The following is a 26,068-nucleotide window of genomic DNA, read 5'->3' as shown; positions in this document are numbered from 1 at the left end:
ACATGAAAGATGAAAAGCAGGCATTGGTGCCCAGGTTGCGGTTTCCCAAGTTTCGGGATGCGGAGGAGTGGGTGCCTAAAAAGCTCGGCGATAAAGATGTCTCTGAGTTTGTGAAAAAAAGGCTTTCGCTGAGTGAGCTTTCGCTAGATACATATGTTAGCACAGAGAATATACTGCCTGATTTCGGCGGTATTGCTAGTGCTTCAAAATTACCGCCTTCAGGGTCATTTACGGCCTATAAAAATGGCGATATTTTGATTGCAAATATTCGGCCCTACCTGAGAAAGGCTTGGGTGGCAAACAGAAGTGGCGGTGCATCGAATGATGTTGTTGTCATTCGCCCGAAGGGTAGAAGTAACAATGTCTTTTTGCCGTTTTTGTTGAAAAATGAGGTTTTCATTAATTATGTAATGAGGGGTGCGAAAGGCGTAAAGATGCCGAGGGGCGATGTCGCACTAATGAAGGAATACCCTCTTGCATTGCCAGGCTCAGATGAACAACAAAAAATCGCCGACTGCCTTTCTTCCCTTGACGCGATGATTGCCGCCCAGGTGGACAAACTCGACGCTCTCAAGACCCACAAAAAAGGGCTCATACAGCAACTCTTCCCCCGCGAGGGCGAAACCGTTCCCCGCCTGCGCTTTCCTGAGTTTCGGGGGGCGGGAGAGTGGGGGGAGACGACGCTGGGTCAGTTGGTTGATATTAGAAGCGGCTACAGCCCCTCTCGATACAACCTGACAGGTAAAGCACAATATCCCTTCCTCAAGGTAGAGGATCTTAATAACTGTGAGAAATATCAGTCAAGCAGCAGGGAATATAGCAATGACGAGCTGGGAGTGATTCCTTGCGGCTCTGTTGTTTTCCCCAAAAGAGGTGCTGCTATTCTAAAAAATAAGGTGAGAATTAATTCTTTAGAAGTTTTAATGGATACAAATCTCATGGCTATTACACCAAGGAGTAGTGTGCTCGCGGAATTTCTCTACTACATGATTGTTGCTGAAGGGTTATCGAAAATCGCGGATACTTCAGCGATACCGCAAATAAATAATAAGCATATAACACCTTATGTGGTTCGATTGCCGAGAAAACCGGAGCAGAAAAAAATCGCCGACTGTCTATCTTCCTGCGATGCGCTAATTACAGCCCAAGTGAAAAAACTAAAAGCCCTCAAGAACCATAAAGATGGGTTGATGCAGCAGCTCTTCCCTGACGTTGAAGGTACAATGTCATGAGTGGGATTCGCACCTACCAGAACTTGAGTAGACTGGTCACCCGCGTGCGCGATGATCTGAATAATAAAGAATTGATTCTTCTTTATGCTTACAATCGTACGGGAAAGACCCGCCTCTCTGTGGAGTTTAAAAACCATGGTAAGCGTAGAAACAACGGTAATGCCGATACACTTTATTTCAATGCCTTCACCGAGGACCTGTTCATATGGGAAAATGACCTCGAGAATGACTCTGATCGCGGATTGAAGGTGAACTATAGTTCAAGATTCTTTGATGGATTTACAAACTTGGGTCTTGAGCCTACCATCGATGAATATCTAAAACGCTATGCTGATTTCGGTTTTGATTTTGAATACAAAGAAATTCATCAAGGAGAAGAATCATTCTCTAAACCTAGCTTTGTAAGGTTCAGTAAGGATGGGCAAGACAATATAAAAATATCTCGAGGTGAGGAGAATATCTTCATTTGGTGCCTCTTTATGGCCATTTGTGAGCGCATTCTTGATGGTCATGAAACTTATCAATGGGTGAAATACCTATACATCGATGACCCAATTTCTTCCCTCGATGACAATAATGCCATCGCTGTTGCCTGCGACCTCGCCAAACTCCTCCGCCGAGCCACTAACCGTCTAGATGAGAATGAGACCGCTGCCCCCCTCAAGGTCGTCGTATCCTCGCACCATTCACTATTTTTCAATGTGATGTGTAATGAGATTGGTAGGTCGAAAGAAAATGAGCCCAGTGTGAGGCACAAACGCTATTTCCTTCATCGCCCCAATAGTGAGGGCAGGTACACCCTGCGACCCACCGAAGATGCACCTTTCTTCCATCATGTTGCCTGCCTCGCCGAGCTGAAAAAAGCAGCCGACCCGGACACAGGAACCCTCTATACATTCCACTTCAATGCACTGCGGAGTATCATGGAGAAGACTGCTGCCTTCTTTGGCCATTCAGATATTTCTTTTTGCCTAAAGGCTCTTGACGACGAGGATAATAGGGCTCTCTTCAATCGAGCGCTTAATCTTCTCAGCCACGGCAAATATGCCATACATGAACCAACTAGGATGGGCGAGGATAACCAAGACCTATTTCGTCATATTCTCAACGATTTCATCGCCCGTTTTCAATTCGATCTCCCGGAAATTCTCGGTGGCTCAACAATGGTGACAACACCATGACCAAAGAACAATTCAACCAACTAGGTAAGACTCTCTGGGCTATCGCAGACGACCTGCGCGGCGCAATGAATGCCGACGATTTTCGCGACTACATGTTGTCGTTCCTGTTTCTGCGCTACCTCTCCGACAACTACGAGGCCGCAGCTAAAAAGGAACTGGGGACGGACTACCCCAAACTGGACGGAGAGGATCGACGTGCGCCGCTGACGGTCTGGTATAAGAACAACGCTGACGATGTGCCAGCTCTGGAAAAGCAGATGCGCCGCAAGGTGCACTATTGCATCCACCCAGACTATCTCTGGAGTAGCATCTATGACCGTGCCCGAATTCAGGATGCCGAGCTTCTGCAAACCTTGGAGCGAGGGTTCAAGTATATCGAGAACCAATCCTTCGCCAGCACCTTCCAAGGTCTATTTTCCGAGATCAACCTCAACTCGGAGAAACTCGGCCGGACCCCCTCCGACCGCAACAAGAAACTCTGCACTATCATCACTAAGATCGCCGAAGGGATCGCCCAGTTCTCTGCCGAAAGTGATATTCTCGGCGATGCCTACGAGTACCTGATTGGCCAGTTCGCCGCCGGATCCGGTAAGAAGGCCGGGGAGTTCTACACCCCGCAATCGGTCTCCACCATTCTCTCTCGTATTGTCACCCTCGATAGCCAAGAGCCCGCCACCGGAAAAAAGAAGAAACTCAATTGCGTGCTCGACTTCGCATGCGGCTCCGGCTCGCTGCTGCTTAATGTTCGCAACCAGATGGGACCTTACGGCATCGGCATGATCTACGGTCAGGAAAAGAACATCACCACTTACAACCTGGCGCGCATGAACATGCTGCTGCACGGGATGAAGGACACCGAGTTTGAGATCCACCATGGCGACTCTCTGATCAACGATTGGGACATGCTCAGCGAGATGAACCCGGCCAAAAAGGTCAAGTGCGATGCCATCGTTGCCAATCCGCCCTTCAGCTACCGCTGGACGCCGACTGAAGAGTTAGGCGAGGACTTTCGCTTTAAGAGCCACGGTTTGGCACCGAAGTCAGCGGCGGACATGGCGTTCCTGTTACATGGATTCCACTTCCTCGGCGACGAAGGCACTATGGCTATTATCCTGCCCCACGGCGTTCTCTTCCGCGGTGGCGTGGAGAGTCGTATTCGTACCAAGCTGCTCAAAGACGGTCATATTGATACCGTCATCGGCCTTCCTGCCAATCTCTTTTTCTCTACCGGTATCCCGGTCTGCATTTTGGTCCTGAAGAAGTGTAAAAAGCCCGACGATGTGCTCTTTATTAACGCCAGCGAGTACTTCGAGAAGGGCAAGCGTCAAAACGCTCTGCGACCAGAGGATATCGATAAGATCGTCGATACTTACCAATACCGTAAGGAGGAAGAGCGCTATGCAAGGCGTGTTTCGTTGGAAGAGATCAAGAAGAACGACTACAACCTCAATATATCTCGCTACGTCAGCACTGCCGAGGTCGAGCCGGAGATCGACTTAGCCAGCGTCAATGCCGAACTGAGCGATATTGAAAAACGTATTGCCGAAGCCGCTGAGAAACACAACCGGTACCTGAAAGAGCTGGGACTACAGTCGGTGTAGTGGGACACAATAGGGTATATTGCCGAAAGCTCATAACCAAGCGCGGCACTGGACCGCAATTTCGCTGGTGGCCAGTGCCGCTGGGGAGCTTCAGTATTGCGTCAATATTTACTGAAATGCTGCTCTTGGTCGTAAGCGATCAGCATGCCTTTGAGAGAAGCAGCCTTGCGCTCTCTCTGAGGCATGCTATTCGAGTTAGGGGAGGTCCCCAGAACGGTACACCAGCGGTACACACACCAGCTTCGTATGCTATCCTCAACTTTCGTTAAGCTACTGATTCCAAAGAACTGTACCTTTCGCTCGATTACAGTCTCTTTCCCTTTTCTTTCAGTGGCTTATTGTTTTAAAAGCGAACTCATAATCCCTTGGTCGCAGGTTCGAGTCCTGCTGGGCCCACCATCGTCCCTTTCTACCTGCTGGTTGTGCCGTCTCTGTCTTTTTATTGCTTCCGTACCACGGGAACTCCAGGTACTGAGCTGCCACACGGAGATGGTTGTAGCGCCCCCTTTCTTGGTTTAGCCGGCTTCAAGCCGCGTGCAAGCGCAAATGGCCCCAAGTTGAGGTCATGTTGCGTAGTCCGCACCATCGTGACCGCCCGTTTTGATCTATCGTGACCGACTATTCCAGGCTAACGTGACCGGCCATTACGTTTCATCGTGATCGATTTCGGCCGCTTTCCCAAAATCCGTGGTCACGATACCGGAATCATCGGTCACGTTCCCGGAGTCTTATCTAACTCACTGTAATAATTCGGCTTTTTACGGAAGCCCCCTTCTTTTGCTTTGGCCTAGGCTTTGTCCGAAAACTCGAATTTGCTAATGCCACCTATGCCGCAGCAGCATAGGTGACTCATGGCAGGACGCTACGAGATCTCCGACAACGGCTGGGCCCTCATCGAGGACATCGTGTCGCCGCCGCAGAAAACGGGGCGCCTCCGCCGCGATGACCGCCAGGTGCTGAACGGTATCTTCTGGATCCTTTGTTCGGGCGCCAAGTGGCGCGATCTGCCAGAGCGCTACGGCCCATGGAAGACCGTCTATGACCGCTTTCGTCAGTGGTGCGATGACGGCACCTTCGAGACCATCCTGGCGCGGCTCCAGCTCTGTTTGCGAGAAGATGGCCTGATGAATCTGGACACTTGGATGATCGACTCGACGTCGATTCGCGCCACCCGTGCCGCCTCTGGAGGCGGCAAAAAGGGGGATGCCAAGAGCCGGTAGACCACGCCCTGGGCCGCAGCCGAGGCAGCCTGACGACCAAGATCCACATGGTCTGTGATCGGTATGGTTGGCCGCTAACCTTCACGCTCTCGCCCGGTCAGGACTCGGATACAGGCCACTTCATCACCGCCATGGAACACGTTCATCTGCCTGGAAGCCGGGGCAGACCACGTAAGCGCTGTCGCTACATCGTGGCCGACAAGGGCTATGGCAGTGATCCTTTTCGCCGCTACTGCGACCGGCGCCGCATGAAACCGATCATCGCTCGGCGCAAGATGAAGCGAAAGCCTCGACCTGGCGCCCCTCGGGGCTTCGACAAACCCCGTTATCGAGAGCGAAACATCATCGAGCGCTGTTTCGCGTGGATCAAGGAACTGCGCCGCGTCTGCACCCGCTACGACAAGTTGGCCAGCAGCTTCAGAGCGATGGTATGCCTGGCCTGCATAGATCGCTGCCTACGTGCTGACTTTCCAGACAGAACCTAGGAGGGGACGATGCTAGCACCGAGGATTCCCATGCGAACCATCACCGAGGTGTTGCGCCTCAAGTACGACGCCGGTCTCAGCCACGAGAAGATTGCTTGGGCCTGTGGCCTCTCCAAGGGCGTGGTCAGCAAGTACGTCAGCCTGGCCCAGGAGGCCGGCTTCAGCTGGCCACTACCCGATGGCACCGACGAAGCGGCGCTGGAGGCTCGACTGTTCCCGGCTGTCAAGGGTCTCACTTTCCGGCGATTCCGGCTTTTGTGCGGACCGAATATTAGTTATCACCTCGAATACCCCTTCGAGTAGCTCACCTTGAATAGTATCTTTTTGTCTGTATGGCGGTCTCAATGAGCAAGTGCAACACCTGATCGATCAGGTACGCTATCGCTATGACTCATTGCTACCACCACCTTACTGCTGAAGAACGTGCCACCATCATGCTGATGCGTGAAGACCGTCAATACGCTCCATCGCCAAGTACCTTTGGAGAGCTGCCAGCACGATTTCTCGGGAACTGGCTCGGCATGCGGTACCTTCTCATGCTGGCTATGACGCCAGTCTGGCGGGTTTCAGGGCCACGCTGACGCGACATCGAGCACGACGACAATCGAAGTTGCGCCTTGGTACGCCTCTCTTCGATCTGGTGACCTACCTGTTACGCAAGTACTGGTCTCCTAGGCAGATAGCCATCACACTGAAACGCATGTATCCAAATGACCCCACACGTCAGATCTCTCACGAGGCCATCTACAACGCGCTCTATGTGATGCCCCGAGGCTCGCTGAAAAAAGAGCTCGTTGCTTGCCTTCGGCAGGGGAAGGGAAAGCGGCGTCCACGCAGTCGTGGCAAGGATCGTCGCCGCCAAATTCCTGACTTGGTCAGTATTCATCTCCGGCCGCCTGAGATCGAAGATCGGTTGATGCCCGGGCATTGGGAAGGCGACCTCATCATGGGAGCCAGCAACCGTTCTGCCATAGGCACGTTGGTCGAGCGCACGACACGCTTCGTCATCCTGGTGAAAATGGACGGTACGACCGCAACGGATGCGATGGTCGGCTTTAGTGACAAATTGAACTGTGTTCCACGCTCACTACGGCTGTCGATGACCTACGACCAAGGGATCGAGATGGTCAAGCATGCCGAAATAACCCAACGTACCGGGACAGCCATCTACTTCGCCGATCCACACAGCCCGTGGCAACGTGGGTCGAACGAGAATACCAATGGTCTGCTTCGACAGTATCTGCCCAAGGGAACGGACCTATCGACCTACACCCAGGAGGAGCTCGATGAGATCGCAGACTCACTCAATACCAGGCCTAGAGAGACGTTGAACGCCAAGACGCCTCTGGAGGTATACGCGGAGGTTCTCCAGAAGTCAGCGCCCGGATCTCCGACACTCCAATAGTGTTGCGCTTGTAGTTTGAGACCGCCGTATTCGATCTTTCATTGCATCGCCTCCCACGGATTGAGGATGGTCACTCCTGTAGGCTCGAAGTCGGCCACATTGCAAGTGACTACCGTCATGCCATGAACAAGGGCCGTTGCCGCGATGAGCGCGTCACGTTCGCCGCGCTTGTCGGGGACGTATAGCCGGGCGCAGCGTTGCGCTACAGCTGCATCGACTGGCAATGTTCGCCCCGAGAACTCCGGCAGTACCTGTTGCTCCAGCCATGAGCGCAGCACTGCCCCCTGGGTAGCGTCCTTGCGCTCAATCGACAACACCCCAAGCTCAAGTTCCATGATGGTGGACACAAAAAGCTCGGCGGCATCGACACTTTCAGTCCATGTCGCAACGTTCAGGTCAGCTTTGCCAGCCCGAACTTTTCGTAGTTCGGACACGACGTTAGTGTCGAGAACATACATCATGAGAAATCAGCGGACTGTGTGCCAATGGTCACACGCGGCGGTTCAAACTCGATATCCTCCGAAACGTCTGGCATAGCCAGAGAATCAGCAATGTTGCGACGTTGCCTTATAAGCCGCTGGTATTCCTCGATGCTCAACAGCACATGAGCAGGCTTGCCGCGATCTGTGATGAACACTGGGCCGCTCTTGGCCGCCTTCTTTGCGCGGGTAACGTCCTGGTTAAGTTCTCGACTGGATAGGGTTGTGATGGTCATGATGGCACCTCCTATACGAGCCACTAATGTAGGTATGTTGCTACACGAGTGAAGGGCGGTTCATGAGCGGATGGCAGGCTATCGTGACAGTAGCAACTGGGCGGTACAGTAGGGGTACATTCATCAGGTCTGTCCTGTTTCGCCAATCTTCGCTAAACCATTGAAACTCGAATGTTTTGTGGTTTTTTGGATTTCGCTCGGCTACGCTTGATTTTTCAATGCATAGCGCGTGGGCGGCAAATTCACAATCCCGTGGTCGCAGGGTCATGTCCTGCTGGGCCCACCACCGCCCTCCCACTTGCTTGTTGGTTGTGCTGTCTGGAATTGACATTGCTCTCGCACCTCGGGAATTCCCGATGCTTGGCTGTCCACGGACATCGTTTCAACGCCGCTTCCTTTAGTGAATGGGCTTCGAGCCCCAGGCGAGCGCTTGCTGCCCAGCGTAGTCTCCATCTAAATAAGTCCCAGCATTTGATCGAACTCTGAAGCGAGTCGGCGCCATAAGATGCGACCGCCAGCCGGTACAGCAGCCGAATTGGTAGGCCTTACGGCCCTGACACGGGATCTGACCAGCAACCATCGCGATATTCGCTTTACTAGTATCGGGCACCGGGGACTTTCGGCCAGCATTCATACTCTGAGCCTGACACCTAGAATGAGCTACGCCAGAATGATCGGTCGGGCGATCCTAAGGATGGTGCGGAATACGCAGGTGTTGCGCGTCGATCTGATGCCGGACCATGACGACGTGCTCGGCTTCAGCAATCACTGGTATCCCCAGGCACTGGAAACGGCACAGCCCGTCTCCCTAGGTGGGGGTCTTTCCATCCGTGTGGTCGCACCACCGCTTTTCGTTGCCACCAAGCTTGAAGCCTACAAGGGGCGGGGTGAGGACGATCCTTTATCGGGCCACGACATCGAGGACATCTTCAATCTCGTGGATGGCCGCCCCGAGCTACTTGATGAGGTGAGAGCCGCCGGCAGTGACCTTCGGGCCTGTATCGCAGATGAGCTCAGCAAACTTCTCGCTAATGCTCTCTTCGGATATGCCGTGCAGAGTGCCGCCGGAGACCCCAACCGGAACGAGGCCTATTTCATCGCCATGATCTACCTGATCGGCAGCCTGTGTGGCGCATGCTGGATCAGGTCAAATCCCCATGAAGTGACGAAGAACACCTTCTTATCCCAGTGAGGGCGGCCACTGGCGAGCTGTGTGCACTACACTCAGTATCCGCACCTGCATCCCCACAACGTCGTAGACCAACATATAGCTGGGGTGAACAACCAGCTCCCGGAGCACGGCCAGGCTGTCCACATTCAGGGTGGCCTGTCAGTTGTGCCGCCTTCTCTGAAAACAGGTCATCCAACGTCAAGGCTGCCAGCGGATTCTCTGGCTCTATGTAATCGTAAATGTCGTCACGATCCTGCATCGCCTCTGGCGTCCAGACCAGTTCCATCAATTAGGCTTCGCCAGACGAGCACGGGTAGACGCACGGCGGGCAGCAAACCTGGCTTCCACATCGACAGCAGGTATTAGATTACCAGCTTCTGCCGAGGCTCGTGATTGCTCCACCTTGGACATCAGCCAGGCGTCATAGTCCTGTGCTTCCTGCTGCTGGGCTACATAGTTGCGCTTAAAGTCGCGTAGGAGCTGTGCCCCGGTCCGATCGTGAGCCTTGGCTGCACTGGCAAATTCTGCTTTCAGGCCCTCATCGACCCGAAAGGTGAAGGTAGCATCGCTCATGACACACATCCTCATGTGTTACACGGTGACCACGGGATAGCACGGGAAGTATGCCATGCATCCACTCGCATCCGCTCTGAACAGATACACCACTGGTACTCAATCACATCGTCTATTCGAGATGCACGTCAGGCTCTAGGTATCACGCTGTTCTTACTCAATGGTAGATAGACCATCGTTTGTGCGGTGAGGGCGCATCCCCAACGGCGCCTGGCGGCTGTTCCGTGCCAATCCTGGTGGCACACGGCAAGGCAAGGTCGTTGTGGTGCAGCATAGCGCCATTGAGGACGCGGACCACGCCGGCAGATTCACGATCCAGCTGTATCAGAGCGAGAAGGTCAGGGGACCTGAGAGTCATCGGAAAATTCCTCTCCACGCTGTGAGCGAGTCGACAGCCGGATGGTCGCCTTTGTCGATGCTGGCTGGATAGCGAGCGGCAGAGCAGGCATGCTCAGCGCTATCCGATACCGCAGAACCAGGTGACCCTCAGATGTCAGACCCGTTCAAGCAGCTTCGAGACGCCATGGACCAGTTCGCCACCGAGCGTGACTGGGATCAGTTCCACTCACCCAAGAACCTGGCCATGGCGCTGACGGTGGAGGCAGCTGAGCTGCAGGAGTGCTTTCAGTGGCTGACCGAGGCGCAGTCCAGGGAGCTGGATGAGCAGCAACTGGCCGCCGTGCGCGATGAAATCGCCGATGTTCAGCTCTATCTGATCCGGCTGGCGGGCAAGCTGGACGTGGATATCGAAGCGGCGTGCCGGGCGAAGATGGAGAAGAATGCTGAGAAATATCCCGCAGATAAGGTAAAGGGGAGTGCGAAAAAGTACACGCACTATCAGGATTGACGTGCTGTGTGGCCGTTTCGTTCTCTACAGCGGACTTCTCAGCCTGGCCTCGTCTCTCAAGCTTCCTCCGACTGATTTTGGCCTCAAGCAGGGCCAGAGACTCAGCTTTCGGTTTAAATTATCTGCTAAAAGCGGCCTTTAATGCCGTTTTCAGAGTGATAAATAAACCAGCTGCCGCACAAGATCCCGTGTGACACCGTTGTGACGCCCGCCGGATGGCCGGCGTTTGCTGGGCGAAGCGTGGCACTCGGGTCAGTGACGGCGAGTCAGGCGTGTGGCCAGCCACCAGCCCAGTAGCATCGTCAGAAGAAAGCCCGCCAATGGCAGGCTCATGGCGCTGCTGGAGACGATGGCAGGCCCGGGGCAGTAACCGCTCAGGCCCCAGCCAACACCGAACAGGGCCGCGCCGAGCAGCAGGCGGCCATCGATATCGCGACGCCTGGGCAGTTGGAAGCGCTCGCCCAGCAGGGGAGTGCCGCGCCGCCAGACGAGGCGATAACCGATGAAGGTGGTGATGACGGCACCGCCAAGTACAAAGATCAGTGTGGGGTCCCAGTCACCGGCCACGTCGAGAAAGCCGACGACACGCGCGGGATCGGTCATGCCGCTGAGTGTCAGCCCGAGGCTGAAGACCAGGCCGGTGATGAAGCCGATGACAGCTTTCATGGTGACTCTCCCATCAGGTGTTGGCTCACGAAGACCGTCAGCATGGCGACGGCCACGAACACCACAGTGGCCACCAGCGAGCGGGGTGAAAGACGAGCGATACCGCAGACGCCGTGGCCACTGGTACAGCCGCCCCCGATGCCTGTTCCCACGCCTACCAGCAGGCCTGCGAACATCATGCTCAGGCCCCCGCTGGTGGGATTTCCGATCAGCGCATCTGAGCGCTCGGCCACATTGCCCCAGTCAAGATTGAACAGCACAAGGAGCAACGGGCCGCTGATCAGCCCGAGCACGAAGGCAATGCGCCAGCGGTGGTCCGGGCCTGATTCCAGAAGCGCTCCCCGCGTGATGCCACTGATACCCGCGATACGTCCCAGAAAGGCCATCAGCATCACTGCCGAGAGGCCGATCAGGACGCCGCCGGCGAGTCCTTTCATGCTGCTCATGATGTCCATGTCATTCGTCCTCCCTTTCGGCCATCCAGCGTTGCGACGATGATATGCTCGAGCCCGACCATCGCCAACCGTCATCGCCAACCGTCATCGCCAGGCGACTTCGCCCACCGACTGCCGAGTCTACTGGTCAGGTGATTGGCCGGCCGGCTGACCTGTGGGGCACGCGACAGGGACGCCGAGGATTCGCAGGAGCACCATGAACGAACTGACTCAACGCCTGCGCACCTTTCTCAAGGTGGCGGAGCATCAGAGCTTCAATGTGGCGGCGCGGGAGCTGGATATCGCCAGTTCCACGGCGACGCGTCATGTCAATCATCTGGAGCGCCAGCTGGGCGAGCCGCTGCTGGTGCGCACCACTCGCCATGTGCGGCTGTCGCCCGCTGGAGAGCGTGCCCTGATCCGCTTTCGCGCCATTCTGGCCGAGGTGGAACAACTGGAGGGTGAGCTCGAGACGCTGAGTGAGCGCGTCGCGGGGCCGCTGCGTATCTCGGTGCCGTGGCGCTATTCACGCCTCTATCTGGCGCCGCTGGTGAGCGAGTTCATGCAGCGCTATCCCGAGGTGGCGCTGGATATCGTCAGCAGCGACCAGCGTGTGGATCTGATCGAGGACCACTTCGACGTGGCCCTGCGCATCGGTCACCTGGAAGATTCGAGCCTGATCGCGCGGCACATCAGTGATCAGCGCTTCGTGCTGGCCGCCGCGCCGTCTTACCTCGCGGCCCGGCCCCCGATCCATCGGCCGGAAGACCTGGAGCAGCACCGTCTGCTGACCTTCAGCTATACCACCGCCAATCATCACTGGCGACTGGTGCAGGGGGATCGGGAGCATCGTATCTCGGTGCGGGCCCGTGCGTTGCGCACCAACAATGCCGACATTCTCACCCAGGCGGCGCTGGGCGCCGCCGGCGTCGTGGTACAGCCGCTCTGGGCCATACGGGAAGAGCTGGCAAGCGGCCGCCTGATGCCGGTGCTGGAGGACTATCAGGTCACCTCATCGGATTTCGACACCGGTATCCATGTCGTCTACGCGCGCGAGAATCAGCATAACCCGCGCGTGCGCGCCTGGATCGACTTCTTGCTGGCCCGCCGCGAGCGGCTGTCCTGTCACTAGCCAGGCGTGAGCGCTGTCCGTCGTCCAGATACACGAAGGGCCCGATCTAAAGGGAGATCGGGCCCTGTGCGCACGTCGCGGCTGCTTGGACGATACTCATCAGGCGGTGTTTATCAGATGGCGCTCATCTGAGAGCCTTCAGTAGAGGATATCGCTGCGGATGATGTACTTGGCTCCGTCGCGGATCGGCTCGCTGGCGTGCACGCAGTGCTGCGGATGCGAGCCATGCGGGAAGCACAGTACGCCACCCTTGGGCGTGGAGACCGAGACCGTCTGGATATCGTCCCGCGACTGAGCCGGCTTGTCGGGATCACGGCGGCTGACCAGAAACTCGGTGCGCCCGCCAGTGTAGCCATCGCTCAGAAAAATGAGGAAGGTGTACTGGCTCATCAGGCCCGGATAGGCGTCCTGGACGACCTCGCCATTGATGACGCGACTGCCCGGCCAGGCGCCATCGGTGTGCGGCTTGAAGAAGTCGCCGGCCTCGTAGCGATAGACACGAAAGCGCGCATTGATGCCTTTGGCTCCCTCGCCCTGGATCTGCTCGGTGACCAGCGGCGCCGAGCGCTGCCAGATGACCTGATCGACCGCTTCACTGACGATCCAGTTGACGTTGTGATTGTGGCGTACCGAGCGCGGCAGGGAGACGGGCGCATCTTCCTCGAAGCCCATGTCCTCCAGAACGGCAACGAAGTTGTCGGCCTCGGCAGGTGTCAGCACATTGAGCAGCTGGAAGGCGCCGGGGACACCCTCGACCTCCTGACGGACAACCTCAGGCGTCGCGTCGGTTTCGAAGAGGTCAGACACGTCGCCGTTGTCCGTCCAGATGGGCAGGGGCGTGGGGGAGAAGCCGCGTTCGTGGCTGACGACATGGAATGACAAGCTCATGGCAAAGCTCCTGAATGACAAAGAATGTGAGACGAAAACGTGGGGACAGCGATGCCTGCTGGGAGGAAGGCCTGGATGACCGTCAACTGGCGGTGAGTGCCGGTACCGAGGAGAAATGGTCAGCTACCTGGATGGGCCCGGTATCCGCCATGTTGCCCTTGGCGCTCAGCCGCTACCAACGGCCGCTGCACCTCAGTCGGGATAGCGGACCAATACCCGCGTCTCCAGGCTGGTGCGTGTGGGCGCATCTTCGGGCGTGTCGAGCAGCTCGGCCGCGGTATGCGCGACCGGTGGCTTGCCGGCGCTGTCGAAGGCATTGAAGACGATGGCTTCGTCGGGGCGCATATGTGAGACGAAGTACCAGCGGTGATCCGGATTATGGACGAGGCCCTGGATCTGGCCGCAGCGATCTGGATAGAGGATGTCGATGTTGACCCAGTCCTCGTGGTGCACGCTTTGGGTATCGGCGAATGCCAGGGTCACGCGCGACGGCCTGCTCGACGGGCTGCCAGACATTGACGATGCCGTAGTGGCCGCTCAGCCAATGCTCCGCCTGCTCGGGCGGCAGCAGATCGCGCACGCGCTGCGGGCCAGAGCGTGGCGAGTAGTCGACATGCACATGCTGCGCCGGCACGCGTTCACCTTGGAAGCCTCGCAAGGTGTGGTCGAACACATGCACCTCACTGACACCGAGCTGCTGCTTGAGCAACGCCTCGATGGCTGGCGTGTGCAGGCGGTCGCGCGCCTTGGCGTCGCGTACATCCACAGCAAGCTCGGGCGTATCGAGAAACAGCAAGCCCTGGGACGCGAAGCTTGGCGGAGTAGCGCGCAGATCCTGCAAGCTGACGCTTTGGCGATCATGCTTCGGCTCAATGCGCCGACCGGTCTCGCCGTCCGGGTCCACCTTGATCAGCAGACCTTCCGGGCGATCGAGCTGATAATTGACGAACGCCAAGCGGGTAAGGATGGGCGCTGACATGATCGAGACCTCCTTCACGATGAGTCGTCAGAGGATGAGCACTGACATGCACTTGGGCCGACCGCCTGTGCTGTGGCGAGTCCAACAGGCTGGTTGGCGAGCTTAGTGCATTGGTGCAGACACAAAAAAGGCGCCTGTCTGCAATTTGTTATTGCACGAATGGCAATAATCAACGGCTGACAAGCGTCCGTGGCTTCCGCATGTTGTCTCCGTCTCCGTCCTCATCCCGATGCCCAGAAGCCGCTAAATAACTGATAAACAACGGCTGGGAGAGCCGCCAAGAGCAAGGCTGACGTCATATACAGTTGGCATTCGGCGTGTTGATGTAGATAAGGGCCGGCTTGTATAGTCGTGATGCTATTGCAAAGACGTCATCCAGTCGCATCTGTCAGATAATGCGATGGGTGAGCGTGATATTCATCGTGCCAAGGGAATGGTCATGAAAGATAAGCGTGTGCCTGTAACTCCAGTGTTTTATCGCGGTGCGTCAGCGGCTCTGTGTGTCGTCGTTCTAAACGGCTGTACCGGTATGGCCGAGACGGGCCCTGCAACCGACGTGCCCGGACAGCCAGAAAGCACCAAGACCAATGTGCTGGAAGCAGGAGCCAGTGCATTGCAGACCGATGCACCGACGGATCAGCTCAATATTTATCTTGTTGGCTTCCATCCCATGAAGGATGAGCCAAGCCATCAATTCGAAGCGCATCACTTCTGCCAGCAGGTCAATGAAGACTTCATGCAGTGTGCGCTTTACGATGGAAATACTGCGGATGCCCACCTCACCGGGGTGGAATACATCATATCCGAAAGCGTTTTTGAGAGCCTGCCTGAAGAAGAGAAGCAATATTGGCATCCTCATAACGGGGAGATTCTGTCTGGCCAATTGGTCGCGCCCAACCTGCCTGAAACCGCTGATCATGAGCTGATGCAATCCAAGATGAACAGCTATGGCAAGACGTGGCATACATGGAGCAGTTCACACAGCGATGAAGAAGACCAGGCCTTGCCACTGGGTAAGCCCAATCTGGCTTGGTCCTTTAATCGTACCGGAGAGCCGCAGCCAGGCCTGGTCGAAAATCGAGACCAACGTATGGGGATCGACACAGAGGAGCGGCGTCAGGCCCGGCAAGATCTGGTGCCGCTGGCCAATCCCCAGTCGGGTGTTGACGTATTGAAAGGGGCGTTTCCCAGGACAACCCAGCCCATCCCTGGTGTGGAAGCCAAGACCAGTGAGTGATGTCGTCGTTTTTGCCGGTTGGCTGTGGTGATCGGTACCGCCGGGTTCCGGATGATGGGTTGCTCGCTTGGTGAAACGCGAGCGGCCCTGCGGGTCCTTGGTGGGAGCGGGGGGAGGTCAGCGACGCCAGCCTCGTCCCGGGCACCAGCAGCGCAACGTGCGAAAGTTCTGTTGCCATGCTTTAAAAAGGTTTGACAAGGCGCGGCGAGCCGTGAGAGGATGCTTTTCGTTGGTTAGCAAGTCGTATATTTCAGTAGTGATCGAATCATTCGGTAGCCTGGCAATATCCCCCTTGTTATATCCATATTTCTGGGATGACACCCGGCAAACTGTAATGACAACGCTCTGCGTTAAGGAAATCGATCATGGCAACTGGCACAGTTAAGTGGTTTAACGACGCTAAAGGTTTCGGCTTCATTTCTCCGGCCGACGGTGGTGACGACCTGTTCGCCCACTTCTCCGAAATCAAGGCTGAAGGTTTCAAGTCCCTGCAGGACGGTCAAGAGGTATCTTTTGACGTGACCCAGGGCAAGAAAGGCCTTCAGGCTTCTAACATCAAGGTTATCTAACTTCTAGTTAGCTTACTGAGATGAATGACAAGACCCGCTCCGGCGGGTCTTGTCGTTTTTGTGTGTGAAAAGTCTAGGTCTGGCCGTGTGTGGTCGGCGTTTATCTTCTTTTCGGGCTCCGCATGCTCGGGTTGTCTTGCGAAGCAGCCTGGCCCGGCTATCTAGGGCTTGTCTGAAAAGTGCCTGCGCTCGGTAATACGGCGTTAAAAATCGGATCAAAATGCTCATTTACACCCCGTAAACTGCGCTTTCTCACCGATTTTTGCCTTGTCTAACCTTCGCTCGTCGACTTTTCGGACTGAGCCTAGGAGGCCTTCGTGCTGGACCAGCGGGATTGGCAGGCCGGTAGCTCAACCTGCCCAAGAGGCGATAGTGGTGGAGAGAAAACTTTGCTGACGGCTTTAACGCGTCAAAGGGGCTTCGCTGGGCTTGCCTCATCAGCATAGAGCAGCCAGTCTCCCATGCCGCTGTCCTCAAGGGCGTAAACTCCCCGACCAGAGCGCCACACCAGGCCCTTCTCGCGAAGCGAGTCGAGCGCACGTTGAATGGTGGATGCCGAAGGCTGGGTCTTGCGCTTGGCAAGAGCCTGGATCTCCTTGAGCGTATCCTTGGTGAAGGGTGTAAAAGGGCGCTGTTGCGCCGATGTTCGGGCCAGGACGAGCAAGATGGCGCGCTGTAGCTCGGGCAGTTGATCGAAGTCGGACTGGAAGAGGGCCTGGTAGTCTGCCTGGATCGATTGTGCACCTTGCTCCAGCAGCTTTCCGAGGTCGTCGGCCCGCCCGTGCTCCAAGGCAACGCGCTTGATGACGTCCCACAGCAGTTCAGGACGGCGACCCACACGTTCGAAGGTCTTGGCGACATCTGCGACCTGGAAGGTGTTGCCAGGAGCCAGCCTTGCATTGACGTGGTGGGTAAATGCCTCCACGAAATCATCCCCCAGCAGCGGGAAGGGTGTGACGGTATTGCCGAAGAAGGGCTGGTCGCGGCTCAACACCAGTTGGGCCAGCTTGTCACGACTGCTCCCAGTGAACACCAGACGCAGGCCTGGTTTTGCCCTGCCCAGGGTCAGCGCATCGCGAGCGGCCTTGAGTGCGAACATGGTGTTCATCCCCTGCTCGCTACTCAGTGCATGCTGTGCCTCATCGATGAAGAGTACGACCAGACGTTCCGATGCTTCGTGCAGTGCCTGCAGGGCTTCCGTCAGGGTGGCTTCATCCGGCAGAGCGGAACCTGTCAGGTCCCACGTCAGCGTCTTGTGTAGCGTGACGGAATCGACGCCGGCAGCACTCAAGAGCTTCTTGATGCGCGGCGAGTAGGTCTGCAATCTGGCCATGATAGCGCGTTCGATCAGCAGGCCTGGGTCCATCTGGCGGTCTGCCCAGAGGTCGACGTAAACCACTTCCCAGCCGTGCTGTTCGCAGGCAGGCATCAGGTCCTGCCGCAGGAAGGTGCTCTTGCCGGTGCGCCGTGGTGCGGCGAGGAATAGCCCGCCGCTGTAGTCGATCAGGCCATCGCCAGCCAGGCCTGTCACGATCGACTGTGCGAGGGCTGGTCGGTGAAAGACATAAGTTGCGGAAACCATGGAATACGCCTCTTTACGCAGCTATGCGTAAAATTATACATCATGGCGGTAAAGGGGAATAATGCGGGCCTGCATCGCCAGCACGATAGGCGAGTTCAGCAGGATGGCGCTGGCAAACCGTTTCTGGTGGGTGAACAGTCTGTCCGGCGCACTGCTGTGCATTGCGGCTAGTGCACCGATTCACCGATAAAACAAAGCCCCTCGTTCGAGGGGCTTTGGTCTCTCTGTGCCTGGTCCTTAGTGGGCCAGCATTTCATCGACGATACCCTGGCCGTCCAGCTCGGAGGGGTAGTAGGTTGGCCAGTTGGTGACTTCTTCAAGCAGGGCCGCACGGTCGTCACCCCAGTACAGGTGGTAGTGATCGGCCTCGGTCGGGTAGATGGCATGGTCGCTGAACTGGATGTAGTTCGGCAGGCTGTCGTCTTCACCCTGGTATTCGAAGATGTAACGAACGCCACGGTTGCCGGCCTTGTAGGTCAGGACTTCGTAGCCGTCGGAGGCGTATTCGCCGGAGAGCACCTGACCATCTTCGTGGAAGGAGACGGTAGAGCCATCGATGACGATACGGTCGACGTCGGTCTCGTAGCCGATCTCGTAGTACGCCTTGTATTCCTCGGCGGTCTTGTCATCGCTCTGTTCGGCCTTGTGGGCGAACACTTCGTCGAGGGTGCCGTCCAGCAGGTAGGGGTAGACGGACTGCCAGTCGCCTTCCCAGTCGGACAGCGGCCGATCCTTGATCTGGTCGTCGTCGAAATAGCCGGCGTAGATGTCCTTGGCGTGATCATGCTCATGATCATGATGGTCGTGATCGTGATCGTGATCGTGGTCGTGATCGTGATCGTGCGCTTCGCTGGCCGCGGAATCGCTTTGTGCGAGGGCCAGGGGGGCGGTCGCCAGTGTCAGGGCGCTGATTGCGGCGACGGCCATGCGGCGGGTCAGAATCGGGTCCATCGTCTTGCTCCTTGGGATGATCGGTGGGGCGTTGTGGCCTCCCAGGGGAGGCCTTGGAAAGAACAGGGCTTTCATCACTCGGCCTCGGCGGCGCAGCGGGTGACGCCGTCGGCCAGTTGGCGCAGCAATGCGGGATAGAGCTCGGTACCAAGCGGCAGGTCGACGCCCAGTGGGTCGATGACCAGCGACGTCTCGACCCCGGTGCCTGCGAAGACGCTGTCCACCAGCGCCGGGTTGAACTGGGGCTCTCGGAAGACGCACTGCACGCCGAGCTCGGCGACACGCTGCTGGATCTCTCGGATACGCGCAGGGCTCGGGTCGGAGGCATCCCCCAGGGCGATCGCCCCGGCCCCCGGTACATCGAAGCGGCGCTCGAAGTACTGGTAGGCATCGTGGAAGACGATGAAGCGCGTACCCTGGGCCTGCTGGAGGCGGGTCTCCAGTTCATCGATCAGGTCGTCGAGCTCGCTGCGGGCTTCCTCTGCGTTGTGTCGATAGATGTCGGCGTTGTCGGGATCGAGTTCGGCCAGTGAGGTGGCGATGGCATCGAGCCAGGCCTGGGCATTGACCGGGTCGAGCCAGCCGTGGGGGTCCCAGCCTGAATGGTCGTGATGGTCGTGGCCGGCATGCTGCTCGTGCTCGTGGCCGTCATGCGCGTCGTGCTCGTGCTCGTGGCCATCATGCTCTTCGTGGTGCCCGTGGCCCTCATGTTCCTCGTGCTCATGTTCCTCGTGGTGCTCATCATGATCGTGGGCCTCGAAGGTGGCGCCCTGTCGATAGGTAAGGCGCTGTGTGCCGGCGCTTTCCATCAGCTCGACTTGTTGTGCATCCGGCGCCAGTGACTGGCGTGCCTTGGCAAGCCAGGGCGTCAAGCCATCGCTGACCCAGAACACCACGTCGGCCTGCGCCAGTGCTTCGGCCTCGGAAGGCCGCATGGCGTAGCCGTGGGGAGAAGCCCCAGGCTGGATGACCAGTTGCGGCGTCCCCAGGTCTCCCATGACGCGCTCCACGAGGCTGTGGACCGGCGGAATATCCACGGCCACCGAGGGGACCTCTGCGGCAGCCACCGCAGGAAGCAGCAGGCAAGGGAGGATAAGGGGGCGTAGCGAGGTGTGCATCGTCATCGATCTCTCGGAGCATTCTCGGGGCGGGTGATTGTGGCATGTTTTGTTATGATATAACATTGTTTTCGACGTCAAGAAAGGCTCTGGAGAATGTTCATGCCGCTATTGTCGATCGATGATCTGCGGGTCGTCCTGGGAGGGCAGACTATCCTCGAGGGCATCGACCTCCAACTCGAATGCGGCGAAATCGTGACGCTGGTCGGCCCCAACGGGTCGGGCAAATCGACGCTTTTGCGCACCATCATCGGTGCGCTGACGACTGCTGGCGGACGCTTGGTGCGAAAGCCCGGGCTCACCATCGGCTATGTACCGCAGCGGCTGGCCATCGATCCGACCCTGCCGATGACGGTCACACGCTTTCTGAACCTGCCGCGTCGACGTTCCGGTGAAGCCGTGCAGCAGGCCCTGGCGCAGGCCGGTGTGCCTGAGCTGAGCTCACACCAATTGATGTCGTTGTCAGGCGGCCAACGTCAGCGTGTTCTGCTGGCGCGAGCCCTGCTCGAGAAGCCCGACCTGTTGCTGCTCGATGAGGCAACCCAGGGACTCGACCACCGGGGTACGGCGGATTTCTATCGCCAGATCGAGCGGGTGCGACGCGACACGGGCTGCGCGATCCTGATGGTCAGCCATGAGCTGCATGTGGTGATGCGCACCTCGGATCGGGTGATCTGCCTCGATCGCCACGTCTGCTGCCAGGGCTCGCCCGAGCGAGTGCTGGCGTCCCCGGCCTATCAGGCGCTGTTTGGCCCCGATACCGCTGACGCGCTCGCCTTTTACCGCCACGAACACCTGCGCGAAAGAGACGCCGCTAGCCCGGCCTTGGCGCAGGTGAGCGCTGCCCACTCAATGGGGGCCTCGGCCTGATGCTCGATGACTTCATGCTGCGTGCGGCGCTCGCCGGAATCGGTGTGGCATTGGCCGCCGCCCCGCTGGGCTGTTTCGTGGTGTGGCGCCGCATGGCCTACTTCGGCGATGCCACCGCGCACGCCGCCATCCTTGGTGTGGCACTGTCGCTGTTGCTGTCGACCTCGATCTTCGCCGGAGTGCTGGTGGTGTCGTTGCTGATGGCGATCCTGGTCTCGTTGCTCAGTGGTCGGGGCTATGCCATGGATACCTTGCTCGGGGTCATGGCTCATTCGGCGCTGGCCTTCGGGCTGGTGGCGGTGTCCTTCGTGTCCGGGGTGCGTATCGACCTGATGGCATATCTGTTCGGTGACATTCTGACGGTCGGCAAGGGGGATCTGGTGTTGATCGCCGGCAGCGCCTTGCTGGTCATGGCGCTGGTGGGGTGGCGCTGGTCGTCACTGTTGACGGCGAGCCTGGACGCGGATCTGGCACGGGCCAATGGCATCCATCCCGGGCGCGAGCAACTTGTGCTGACACTGTCCCTGGCGGTGGTCGTGGCGGTGGCGCTCAAGGTGGTGGGGGTACTGCTGATCGCGGCACTGCTGATCATTCCCGCCGCCGCCGCCAGACCCTTCTGCCGCACCCCGGAAGCCATGGTGCTGGTGGCAGCGGTGATCGGAGCCGCGTCTACTAGCGGCGGTCTTCAGGCGGCCTACTGGCTCGACACGCCCACCGGTCCCACCATCGTCAGCCTCGCCGCTGTGGTGTTTGTCCTGTGTAGCCTGGTGGATATCGGCAGGCGCCGGCTCGCAAGAATGTCTTCCAGCGATATCTCGTCCTGAACGGGTGACCCGTGCGTTGCTGCTTTGGGCGCAGGCCGCCACTGCAGGATCAGCCTTGCCTTACTGGCCCTTGCGCAGTCTAGCAGCATCATGGGTCATCGGCTGGTCTGGTGGCGATCTCCGCACGAGGAGGTTCTAAGTCGATATCGATGTCGCCATCGTCAGGCATCGCCAGCGTATCGGCGATGTTGCGACGTTGCCCGGCAAGCCGTTGGCACTATCGCTCGCACTGGAGCCATCGCTCGTCTGCCTGTACGAAAGCGCTACGGGCATCTAGCGTGGTCGGCCCCCTGTGTGGCCGACCACGCGGGCATTAGCCAGAGCCGGTGCAGTGTGCATGGGGCTCGGTGTCAGGACGAGCCTACGGCTGCCGGGCCCCTCAGGACGTACAGATCCACAGTATCCGCGCCGGCTCGTCGCCGACCGATATCACCGCGTGGCCCATCTGGCTGTCGAAGGACATGCTGTCGGCGACCTTGAGCCGGGTCGGCTCGTAGTGCTCCGTCCATACCTCCACTTCACCCTGCTGCACCACGATCTGCTCATGTCCGGCGTGGCGCTGCAACTCGCCGAACTCCTCGATACTGGTGTTGAGCACCGTCGTGGAAAACACCAGAAAGTCCTTGGCCACCATGTCGTTGCACAGAAGCTCGAAGCGATAGTTGGGCGTCTCGACCACCGGCCCCTGGCCCGCCCGGGTCAGGGTACGCCAGCCGCTCAGGGCGCTGCGTTCGTTGTGATAGAAGAGTTCGCTGACATCGACCTCCAGGGCGGCGGCCAGCTTGACGATCACGTCGTAGGTCGGGGATAGCCGGCCGTTCTCGATACGCGAGATGCTGGCGGCGGAACTGCCCGAGGCCTCGGCCATCTGGGCGATGGTCAGGCCCCTATCGCTTCTGAGTGCCTTCAGGTTGGTGCCGATGGAACCTGCCTTGCGCGGACGCTCCCTGACGCGTGGGGGCGGGGTGACGGTGTCGCTCATGCTGGCCTCCGACGCCTTTGTCTCGAATTTTTCAAGAAAAAAAGCGTTGATTTTTGGTCTTTTTTTATAATTTTGACTGAATATTGCGTATATGCAATCCTCATTCACGAAGGCGACAATAGCAAGGTGTGTGCGTGTGAGCGGGCGCTCCGGCGTGATCCCGGGGTTGCCAAAGCGCTTGCCAGCACGGTCATTGCGCTCCTAGGGCTTGTCTGAAAAGTGCCTGCGCTCGGTAATACGGCGTTAAAAATCGGATCAAAATGCTCATTTACACCCCGTAAACTGCGCTTTCTCACCGATTTTTGCCTTGTCTAACCTTCGCTCGTCGACTTTTCGGACAGCGCCTAATTTCCACAAGAAAATCCAATGGGGATAATAATGTACAAACTGAATCGACTGGCGGGCGGTGTCGCCCTGGCGGCCGCGCTGGCGGGTGCCTCGCTGAGTGCAAACGCAGAGGAAATGAACTGGAAGATGGCGACTCCCTGGGGCGGCGGTCCCTGGCTTGAGCGCGATGCCCAGACCTTCGCCGACTACGTCGACCAGCTGACGGCCGGCGACATCGCCATCGAGGTGTTCCCCGGTGGCACCCTGGGGGGCGCGCTGCGGGTCACCAATACGGTCAAGGCCGGGGTGGCCGAGGTCAGCCACAACTACGTCAACTACGACTACGGCACCGATCCCACCGCGGCGCTGCTGGCCGGGCATTCCAGCGGCCTGACGCCGGAAGAGTTCATGATGTGGATGTACGAGGGCGGCGGCGTGGAGCTGTATGAAGAGTTCCGCCGTGACGTCTTCGATGTGGTGGCCTTCCCCTGTTCGATTCTGGGCACCGAGATCTTCCTGCACTCCAACAAGAAGGTCGAAACGCTGGAGGACTTCCAGGGTCTGCGCCTGCGCACCTCCGGCGCCTGGGCCGAGATCGCCTCTCAGCTGGGTGCATCCACCGTGGTCATGGCGGGCAGCGAGATCTACAACGCCCTGGACCGTGGCGTGATCGACGCCGCCGAGTGGGGTAGCCCCGAGATGAACAAGCCCACCGGCTTCCAGGACGTGGCGCAGTACGTGATCCTGCCCGGCGTGCACCAGTCGGGTGGTTTCCTCGAGTGCCAGGTCAACCAGGACGCCTGGGATGCGCTGAGCGCCGAACAGCAGGAACTGCTACGTCTGGCCGGCAAGCTCAGCGTGTTCGACTCCTGGCTCGCGAGTTCCTACGCCGACCTCGAGGCCTATCAGGAGCTGGTCGACGGCCCCAACGAGATCGTCCAGCTGGATCAGTCGTTCATCGACGCCATCTATGAAGAAACGCGCAAGTGGGAAGACGAGAACGCCGAGAGCAACGAGTGGTTTGCCCGGGTGCTCGAGTCCCAGCGTGAGTTCAAGGCCAGCATGACCAACTGGCAGCAGTATCGCCTGCCGATCGGTGCCATGGGTCGCGACTGACCACACGCCTTGCGGCCCGGCCAGACAGCAAGAGCTAACCCCCTTGCTGCCTGGTCGGGCCGCTGTCTTTACCACCACCTGTGGGCAAACGAGATGAAGCTTATTCACGCTATCGAGCGGCTGACCCGCCTGGCGGGAGGGCTGGGCGCCATGCTGACCTTTCCGCTGATCGCGGCCTTGGTCTATGAGGTGTTCAGCCGTTACGTGCTGGGCCGCCCGACCCTGTGGGCCTTCGAGGTCAGCTACATGGTCATGGGTGCCATCTTCATGCTGGGCATGGCCAACGCCCTGCGTCTGGGCCAGCACGTCAGCGTCGATCTGTTGACGTTGCGCTGGTCGGATCGCACCAACGCAGCGGTGCGCCTGGTCGGCTACCTGCTGTTTCTGCCGGTGCTGGGCTGGCTGGTGTGGGAGCTGGGGCAGTATGCGCTGGAGGCCTTCGCCTCGAACGAGCGCTCTGGCCGCTCGGCCTGGAACCCGGTGATCTGGCCCGTATTTCTGACCTGGTGGGCCGGCTTCGTGCTGCTGGCGCTGCAGGTCGTGGCCGAGATCCTCAAGGCGGTTCATATCATGCAAGGGCGCACGCCCGAACAGGGGGGCGCGGCATGAGCGACTATCTTGCGCTGGTGATGTTCCCGGCTTTGATCGGTTTCATCATCGCCGGCTTTCCGATCGCATTTTCAATGATTCTGGTGGCGACGCTGTTCGGCATCATGCAGTTCGGCGACGCTGCCGCCTATCAGTTGCTGACCAAGATCGAGGACACCGCCTCCAATTCGATCCTGGCGGCGGTGCCGCTGTTCATCTTCATGGGCGCCATGCTCGAGCGCTCCGGTATCGCCGAGCGGCTGTTCACCGCGATCCACTTCTGGACCCGTCGACTGCCGGGGGGACTGGGCGTCGGCGCGGTGGTCATGGGGACCTTGTTCGCCGCGGCCAGTGGCGTGGTCGGTGCCACCGAGGCGGTGATCGGGCTCTTGGCCATCCCGGTCATGCTCAAGCATCAGTACAGCAAGTCGCTGATGTCCGGCACCATCTGTGCCAGCGGCTCGCTGGGGACGGCGATCCCGCCGTCTATCACGGTGGTGGTGCTGGGCCCGGTGGCCAGCGTCTCGGTGGGGTCGCTGTTCAGCGGCCTGATGTTCCCGGGCTTCCTGATGGCGCTGTTCTTCTTGCTCTACATCGTGCTGATCGCCTACTTGAAGCCGGAGATGGCGCCGCGCATGGCGCAGGATGACGCCGAGCGGGCGACCCTCGGCGAGAAGCTCAAGATGACCTTCGGTGCGCTGCTGCCGACCATGGCGCTGATCATGACGGTGCTCGGGACGATCTTGCTCGGCATCGCCACGCCGACCGAGGCGGCCGCCTGCGGTGCCCTGGGATCGGTGGTGCTGGCGCTGGCCTATCGCAACCTGACGCTGGACGTGCTGTGGAACTCGGCCAAGCGGACCTTGAATATCTCGGCGATGATTCTGCTGATCGTGCTGGGGGGCAACATGTTCGCCGGGGTGTTCTTCGCCGCCGGTGGCATGGCCACGGTGCAGTCGCTGTTGATGGACACCGGCATGAGCCCCTGGATGATCCTCGGCATGATCCTGCTGATCGCCTTCCTGGCCGGCTTTGTGCTCGACATGATCTCGGTGGTGCTGATCGTCATCCCGGTGGCCATGCCCATCGTGCGTGCACTCGGCTTCGACGAGATCTGGTTCTGCGTGGCCTTCCTGGTAGTGATGCAGACTAGCTATCTGACGCCGCCGCTGGCACCGTCGATCTTCTACCTCAGGGCGATCACACCGCCGGAGGTGACGCTCAAGCACATGTACATCGGGGTGGTGCCCTTTATCGTGGTACAGCTGGTGGTGCTGGCGCTGGTACTGAGTTTCCCGTCGCTGGCGCTGTGGCTACCCGAGCAGTTGAGCGGCCCCTCGTGGAAATGACCCCGGACACTGACAAAGGAGACGCC

26 protein-coding genes and 2 pseudogenes are annotated in these 26,068 nt (G+C 58.4%); 16 read left to right on the top strand and 12 right to left on the bottom strand.

Features of this window, described 5'->3' with window-relative positions:
* Positions 1-2: 2 nt before the first annotated feature.
* From NKF27_RS15130 to NKF27_RS15105, 6 genes and pseudogenes are all read left to right on the top strand, one after another.
* Complete coding sequence (locus NKF27_RS15130; protein ID WP_253552885.1) at positions 3-1,232, top strand: restriction endonuclease subunit S; 1,230 nt, start codon at positions 3-5, stop codon at positions 1,230-1,232.
* Entirely contained in the window at positions 1,229-2,413 is a 1,185-nt protein-coding gene (locus tag NKF27_RS15125; protein WP_253552883.1) for an AAA family ATPase, read from the top strand. The genes NKF27_RS15130 and NKF27_RS15125 overlap by 4 nt, the downstream gene beginning before the upstream one ends.
* Positions 2,410-4,014 (top strand): type I restriction-modification system subunit M, encoded by a 1,605-nt coding sequence (locus NKF27_RS15120; protein ID WP_253552881.1) that lies wholly within the window; start codon positions 2,410-2,412, stop codon positions 4,012-4,014. The genes NKF27_RS15125 and NKF27_RS15120 overlap by 4 nt, the downstream gene beginning before the upstream one ends.
* A gap of 851 nt (positions 4,015-4,865) precedes the next feature.
* Positions 4,866-5,719, top strand: a protein-coding gene (locus NKF27_RS15115; RefSeq protein ID WP_253552879.1) for an IS5 family transposase whose coding sequence is annotated in 2 segments (ribosomal slippage) — positions 4,866-5,220 and positions 5,220-5,719 — 855 coding nt in all. Because the reading frame shifts where the segments join, the coding sequence is not laid out codon by codon here.
* Between the two features lie 30 nt (positions 5,720-5,749).
* Positions 5,750-6,022, top strand: a complete 273-nt coding sequence (locus tag NKF27_RS15110; protein ID WP_253556532.1) for a hypothetical protein — start codon at positions 5,750-5,752, stop codon at positions 6,020-6,022.
* 83 nt (positions 6,023-6,105) lie between these two features.
* A pseudogene (locus NKF27_RS15105) lies at positions 6,106-7,124 on the top strand (IS30 family transposase).
* A 38-nt stretch (positions 7,125-7,162) separates the two neighbouring features.
* Here NKF27_RS15105 and NKF27_RS15100 read toward each other — a convergent pair.
* On the bottom strand, positions 7,163-7,585 hold the full coding sequence (locus NKF27_RS15100; protein ID WP_253552877.1) for a type II toxin-antitoxin system VapC family toxin: 423 nt from the start codon (positions 7,583-7,585) through the stop codon (positions 7,163-7,165).
* Complete coding sequence (locus NKF27_RS15095; protein ID WP_253552875.1) at positions 7,582-7,839, bottom strand: type II toxin-antitoxin system Phd/YefM family antitoxin; 258 nt, start codon at positions 7,837-7,839, stop codon at positions 7,582-7,584. The genes NKF27_RS15100 and NKF27_RS15095 overlap by 4 nt, the downstream gene beginning before the upstream one ends.
* A gap of 655 nt (positions 7,840-8,494) precedes the next feature.
* On the opposite strand from NKF27_RS15095, the gene NKF27_RS15090 reads away from it, so the two are divergent.
* Positions 8,495-9,031 carry a hypothetical protein gene (locus NKF27_RS15090; RefSeq protein WP_253552874.1) on the top strand — a complete coding sequence of 179 codons (537 nt, stop codon included), beginning with the start codon at positions 8,495-8,497 and terminating at the stop codon, positions 9,029-9,031.
* On the opposite strand, the gene NKF27_RS15085 is transcribed toward NKF27_RS15090, so the two are convergent.
* Together NKF27_RS15085 and NKF27_RS15080 are read right to left on the bottom strand one after the other, a co-directional pair.
* Positions 8,982-9,269 carry a type II toxin-antitoxin system RelE/ParE family toxin gene (locus tag NKF27_RS15085; RefSeq protein ID WP_253556486.1) on the bottom strand — a complete coding sequence of 96 codons (288 nt, stop codon included), beginning with the start codon at positions 9,267-9,269 and terminating at the stop codon, positions 8,982-8,984. The two genes, NKF27_RS15090 and NKF27_RS15085, sit on opposite strands and share 50 nt — an antisense overlap.
* Positions 9,270-9,295: 26 nt before the next feature.
* The gene (locus tag NKF27_RS15080; protein WP_253552873.1) at positions 9,296-9,583 is read right to left on the bottom strand and encodes a CopG family ribbon-helix-helix protein; all 288 of its coding nucleotides are present in this window, start codon (positions 9,581-9,583) and stop codon (positions 9,296-9,298) included.
* Positions 9,584-10,073: 490 nt separating this feature from the next.
* Between NKF27_RS15080 and NKF27_RS15075 the strand changes: the two genes are divergently transcribed.
* Positions 10,074-10,430 (top strand): nucleotide pyrophosphohydrolase, encoded by a 357-nt coding sequence (locus NKF27_RS15075; RefSeq protein WP_213231463.1) that lies wholly within the window; start codon positions 10,074-10,076, stop codon positions 10,428-10,430.
* 252 nt (positions 10,431-10,682) lie between these two features.
* Here the strand turns inward: NKF27_RS15075 and NKF27_RS15070 are convergent, their stop codons facing one another.
* Together NKF27_RS15070 and NKF27_RS15065 are read right to left on the bottom strand one after the other, a co-directional pair.
* On the bottom strand, positions 10,683-11,096 hold the full coding sequence (locus NKF27_RS15070) for a DUF6691 family protein (RefSeq protein ID WP_253552871.1): 414 nt from the start codon (positions 11,094-11,096) through the stop codon (positions 10,683-10,685).
* Positions 11,093-11,551, bottom strand: a complete 459-nt coding sequence (locus NKF27_RS15065) for a YeeE/YedE family protein (RefSeq protein WP_253552869.1) — start codon at positions 11,549-11,551, stop codon at positions 11,093-11,095. Before NKF27_RS15065 ends, NKF27_RS15070 begins: the two co-directional genes overlap by 4 nt.
* Before the next feature lie 196 nt (positions 11,552-11,747).
* Here NKF27_RS15065 and NKF27_RS15060 point away from each other — a divergent pair, with 196 nt between their 5' ends.
* Positions 11,748-12,662 carry a LysR family transcriptional regulator gene (locus NKF27_RS15060; protein ID WP_253552867.1) on the top strand — a complete coding sequence of 305 codons (915 nt, stop codon included), beginning with the start codon at positions 11,748-11,750 and terminating at the stop codon, positions 12,660-12,662.
* Positions 12,663-12,800: 138 nt separating this feature from the next.
* On the opposite strand, the gene NKF27_RS15055 is transcribed toward NKF27_RS15060, so the two are convergent.
* Together NKF27_RS15055 and NKF27_RS21185 are read right to left on the bottom strand one after the other, a co-directional pair.
* Positions 12,801-13,550: a 2OG-Fe(II) oxygenase gene (locus tag NKF27_RS15055; RefSeq protein ID WP_253552865.1), complete on the bottom strand. Its 750-nt coding sequence runs from the start codon at positions 13,548-13,550 to the stop codon at positions 12,801-12,803.
* Positions 13,551-13,742: 192 nt separating this feature from the next.
* Positions 13,743-14,529, bottom strand: a pseudogene (locus NKF27_RS21185) (CmcJ/NvfI family oxidoreductase).
* Between the two features lie 439 nt (positions 14,530-14,968).
* Between NKF27_RS21185 and NKF27_RS15040 the strand changes: the two are divergent.
* Positions 14,969-15,766 (top strand): OBAP family protein, encoded by a 798-nt coding sequence (locus NKF27_RS15040; protein WP_253552853.1) that lies wholly within the window; start codon positions 14,969-14,971, stop codon positions 15,764-15,766.
* A 365-nt stretch (positions 15,767-16,131) separates the two neighbouring features.
* Positions 16,132-16,335, top strand: coding sequence for a cold-shock protein (locus NKF27_RS15035; RefSeq protein WP_045993826.1), 204 nt, complete (start codon positions 16,132-16,134; stop codon positions 16,333-16,335).
* Positions 16,336-16,744: 409 nt separating this feature from the next.
* On the opposite strand, the gene NKF27_RS15030 is transcribed toward NKF27_RS15035, so the two are convergent.
* From NKF27_RS15030 to NKF27_RS15020, 3 genes are all read right to left on the bottom strand, one after another.
* Positions 16,745-17,917, bottom strand: a complete 1,173-nt coding sequence (locus NKF27_RS15030) for a hypothetical protein (protein ID WP_213231808.1) — start codon at positions 17,915-17,917, stop codon at positions 16,745-16,747.
* Between the two features lie 237 nt (positions 17,918-18,154).
* Positions 18,155-18,868: a metal-binding protein ZinT gene (locus tag NKF27_RS15025; RefSeq protein ID WP_253552851.1), complete on the bottom strand. Its 714-nt coding sequence runs from the start codon at positions 18,866-18,868 to the stop codon at positions 18,155-18,157.
* 74 nt (positions 18,869-18,942) lie between these two features.
* Positions 18,943-19,992 (bottom strand): zinc ABC transporter substrate-binding protein, encoded by a 1,050-nt coding sequence (locus NKF27_RS15020; RefSeq protein WP_367399241.1) that lies wholly within the window; start codon positions 19,990-19,992, stop codon positions 18,943-18,945.
* 96 nt (positions 19,993-20,088) lie between these two features.
* Between NKF27_RS15020 and NKF27_RS15015 the strand changes: the two genes are divergently transcribed.
* Both NKF27_RS15015 and NKF27_RS15010 read left to right on the top strand, forming a co-directional pair.
* Positions 20,089-20,856, top strand: a complete 768-nt coding sequence (locus NKF27_RS15015) for a metal ABC transporter ATP-binding protein (protein ID WP_253552844.1) — start codon at positions 20,089-20,091, stop codon at positions 20,854-20,856.
* Entirely contained in the window at positions 20,856-21,680 is an 825-nt protein-coding gene (locus tag NKF27_RS15010; protein WP_253552842.1) for a metal ABC transporter permease, read from the top strand. Before NKF27_RS15015 ends, NKF27_RS15010 begins: the two co-directional genes overlap by 1 nt.
* A gap of 379 nt (positions 21,681-22,059) precedes the next feature.
* Here NKF27_RS15010 and NKF27_RS15005 read toward each other — a convergent pair whose 3' ends face one another.
* Positions 22,060-22,662: a helix-turn-helix domain-containing protein gene (locus NKF27_RS15005; RefSeq protein ID WP_052704543.1), complete on the bottom strand. Its 603-nt coding sequence runs from the start codon at positions 22,660-22,662 to the stop codon at positions 22,060-22,062.
* A gap of 378 nt (positions 22,663-23,040) precedes the next feature.
* Between NKF27_RS15005 and NKF27_RS15000 the strand changes: the two genes are divergently transcribed.
* The 3 genes from NKF27_RS15000 to NKF27_RS14990 all read left to right on the top strand — a co-directional run bounded on the left by NKF27_RS15000 (position 23,041) and on the right by NKF27_RS14990 (position 26,042).
* On the top strand, positions 23,041-24,105 hold the full coding sequence (locus tag NKF27_RS15000; RefSeq protein WP_045992514.1) for a C4-dicarboxylate ABC transporter substrate-binding protein: 1,065 nt from the start codon (positions 23,041-23,043) through the stop codon (positions 24,103-24,105).
* Positions 24,106-24,198: 93 nt separating this feature from the next.
* The gene (locus NKF27_RS14995) at positions 24,199-24,714 is read left to right on the top strand and encodes a TRAP transporter small permease subunit (protein ID WP_108133679.1); all 516 of its coding nucleotides are present in this window, start codon (positions 24,199-24,201) and stop codon (positions 24,712-24,714) included.
* A complete protein-coding gene (locus tag NKF27_RS14990; protein WP_045992516.1) occupies positions 24,711-26,042 on the top strand; it encodes a TRAP transporter large permease subunit in 1,332 nt (443 codons plus the stop codon). The genes NKF27_RS14995 and NKF27_RS14990 overlap by 4 nt, the downstream gene beginning before the upstream one ends.
* Positions 26,043-26,068: the final 26 nt, after the last annotated feature.

The organism is Halomonas sp. DN3 (assembly GCF_024137905.1).
GTDB classification, from domain to species: domain Bacteria; phylum Pseudomonadota; class Gammaproteobacteria; order Pseudomonadales; family Halomonadaceae; genus Halomonas; species Halomonas litopenaei.
This window is presented reverse-complemented; position numbering and strand designations above follow the sequence as displayed.

What these genes read in the sequence shown, in the direction of transcription:
- NKF27_RS15020 (WP_367399241.1), bottom strand. Translation starts at nt 19,992, where the DNA reads ATGACGATGCACACCTCGCTACGCCCCCTTATCCTCCCTTGCCTGCTG.
- NKF27_RS14995 (WP_108133679.1), top strand. Translation starts at nt 24,199, where the DNA reads ATGAAGCTTATTCACGCTATCGAGCGGCTGACCCGCCTGGCGGGAGGG.
- NKF27_RS15000 (WP_045992514.1), top strand. Translation starts at nt 23,041, where the DNA reads ATGTACAAACTGAATCGACTGGCGGGCGGTGTCGCCCTGGCGGCCGCG.
- NKF27_RS15100 (WP_253552877.1), bottom strand. Translation starts at nt 7,585, where the DNA reads ATGATGTATGTTCTCGACACTAACGTCGTGTCCGAACTACGAAAAGTT.
- NKF27_RS15010 (WP_253552842.1), top strand. Translation starts at nt 20,856, where the DNA reads ATGCTCGATGACTTCATGCTGCGTGCGGCGCTCGCCGGAATCGGTGTG.
- NKF27_RS15055 (WP_253552865.1), bottom strand. Translation starts at nt 13,550, where the DNA reads ATGAGCTTGTCATTCCATGTCGTCAGCCACGAACGCGGCTTCTCCCCC.
- NKF27_RS15085 (WP_253556486.1), bottom strand. Translation starts at nt 9,269, where the DNA reads ATGCAGGATCGTGACGACATTTACGATTACATAGAGCCAGAGAATCCG.
- NKF27_RS15040 (WP_253552853.1), top strand. Translation starts at nt 14,969, where the DNA reads ATGAAAGATAAGCGTGTGCCTGTAACTCCAGTGTTTTATCGCGGTGCG.
- NKF27_RS15015 (WP_253552844.1), top strand. Translation starts at nt 20,089, where the DNA reads ATGCCGCTATTGTCGATCGATGATCTGCGGGTCGTCCTGGGAGGGCAG.
- NKF27_RS14990 (WP_045992516.1), top strand. Translation starts at nt 24,711, where the DNA reads ATGAGCGACTATCTTGCGCTGGTGATGTTCCCGGCTTTGATCGGTTTC.
- NKF27_RS15065 (WP_253552869.1), bottom strand. Translation starts at nt 11,551, where the DNA reads ATGGACATCATGAGCAGCATGAAAGGACTCGCCGGCGGCGTCCTGATC.
- NKF27_RS15025 (WP_253552851.1), bottom strand. Translation starts at nt 18,868, where the DNA reads ATGGACCCGATTCTGACCCGCCGCATGGCCGTCGCCGCAATCAGCGCC.
- NKF27_RS15005 (WP_052704543.1), bottom strand. Translation starts at nt 22,662, where the DNA reads ATGAGCGACACCGTCACCCCGCCCCCACGCGTCAGGGAGCGTCCGCGC.
- NKF27_RS15030 (WP_213231808.1), bottom strand. Translation starts at nt 17,917, where the DNA reads ATGGTTTCCGCAACTTATGTCTTTCACCGACCAGCCCTCGCACAGTCG.
- NKF27_RS15090 (WP_253552874.1), top strand. Translation starts at nt 8,495, where the DNA reads ATGAGCTACGCCAGAATGATCGGTCGGGCGATCCTAAGGATGGTGCGG.
- NKF27_RS15125 (WP_253552883.1), top strand. Translation starts at nt 1,229, where the DNA reads ATGAGTGGGATTCGCACCTACCAGAACTTGAGTAGACTGGTCACCCGC.
- NKF27_RS15075 (WP_213231463.1), top strand. Translation starts at nt 10,074, where the DNA reads ATGTCAGACCCGTTCAAGCAGCTTCGAGACGCCATGGACCAGTTCGCC.
- NKF27_RS15130 (WP_253552885.1), top strand. Translation starts at nt 3, where the DNA reads ATGAAAGATGAAAAGCAGGCATTGGTGCCCAGGTTGCGGTTTCCCAAG.
- NKF27_RS15080 (WP_253552873.1), bottom strand. Translation starts at nt 9,583, where the DNA reads ATGAGCGATGCTACCTTCACCTTTCGGGTCGATGAGGGCCTGAAAGCA.
- NKF27_RS15095 (WP_253552875.1), bottom strand. Translation starts at nt 7,839, where the DNA reads ATGACCATCACAACCCTATCCAGTCGAGAACTTAACCAGGACGTTACC.
- NKF27_RS15060 (WP_253552867.1), top strand. Translation starts at nt 11,748, where the DNA reads ATGAACGAACTGACTCAACGCCTGCGCACCTTTCTCAAGGTGGCGGAG.
- NKF27_RS15110 (WP_253556532.1), top strand. Translation starts at nt 5,750, where the DNA reads ATGCGAACCATCACCGAGGTGTTGCGCCTCAAGTACGACGCCGGTCTC.
- NKF27_RS15035 (WP_045993826.1), top strand. Translation starts at nt 16,132, where the DNA reads ATGGCAACTGGCACAGTTAAGTGGTTTAACGACGCTAAAGGTTTCGGC.
- NKF27_RS15070 (WP_253552871.1), bottom strand. Translation starts at nt 11,096, where the DNA reads ATGAAAGCTGTCATCGGCTTCATCACCGGCCTGGTCTTCAGCCTCGGG.
- NKF27_RS15120 (WP_253552881.1), top strand. Translation starts at nt 2,410, where the DNA reads ATGACCAAAGAACAATTCAACCAACTAGGTAAGACTCTCTGGGCTATC.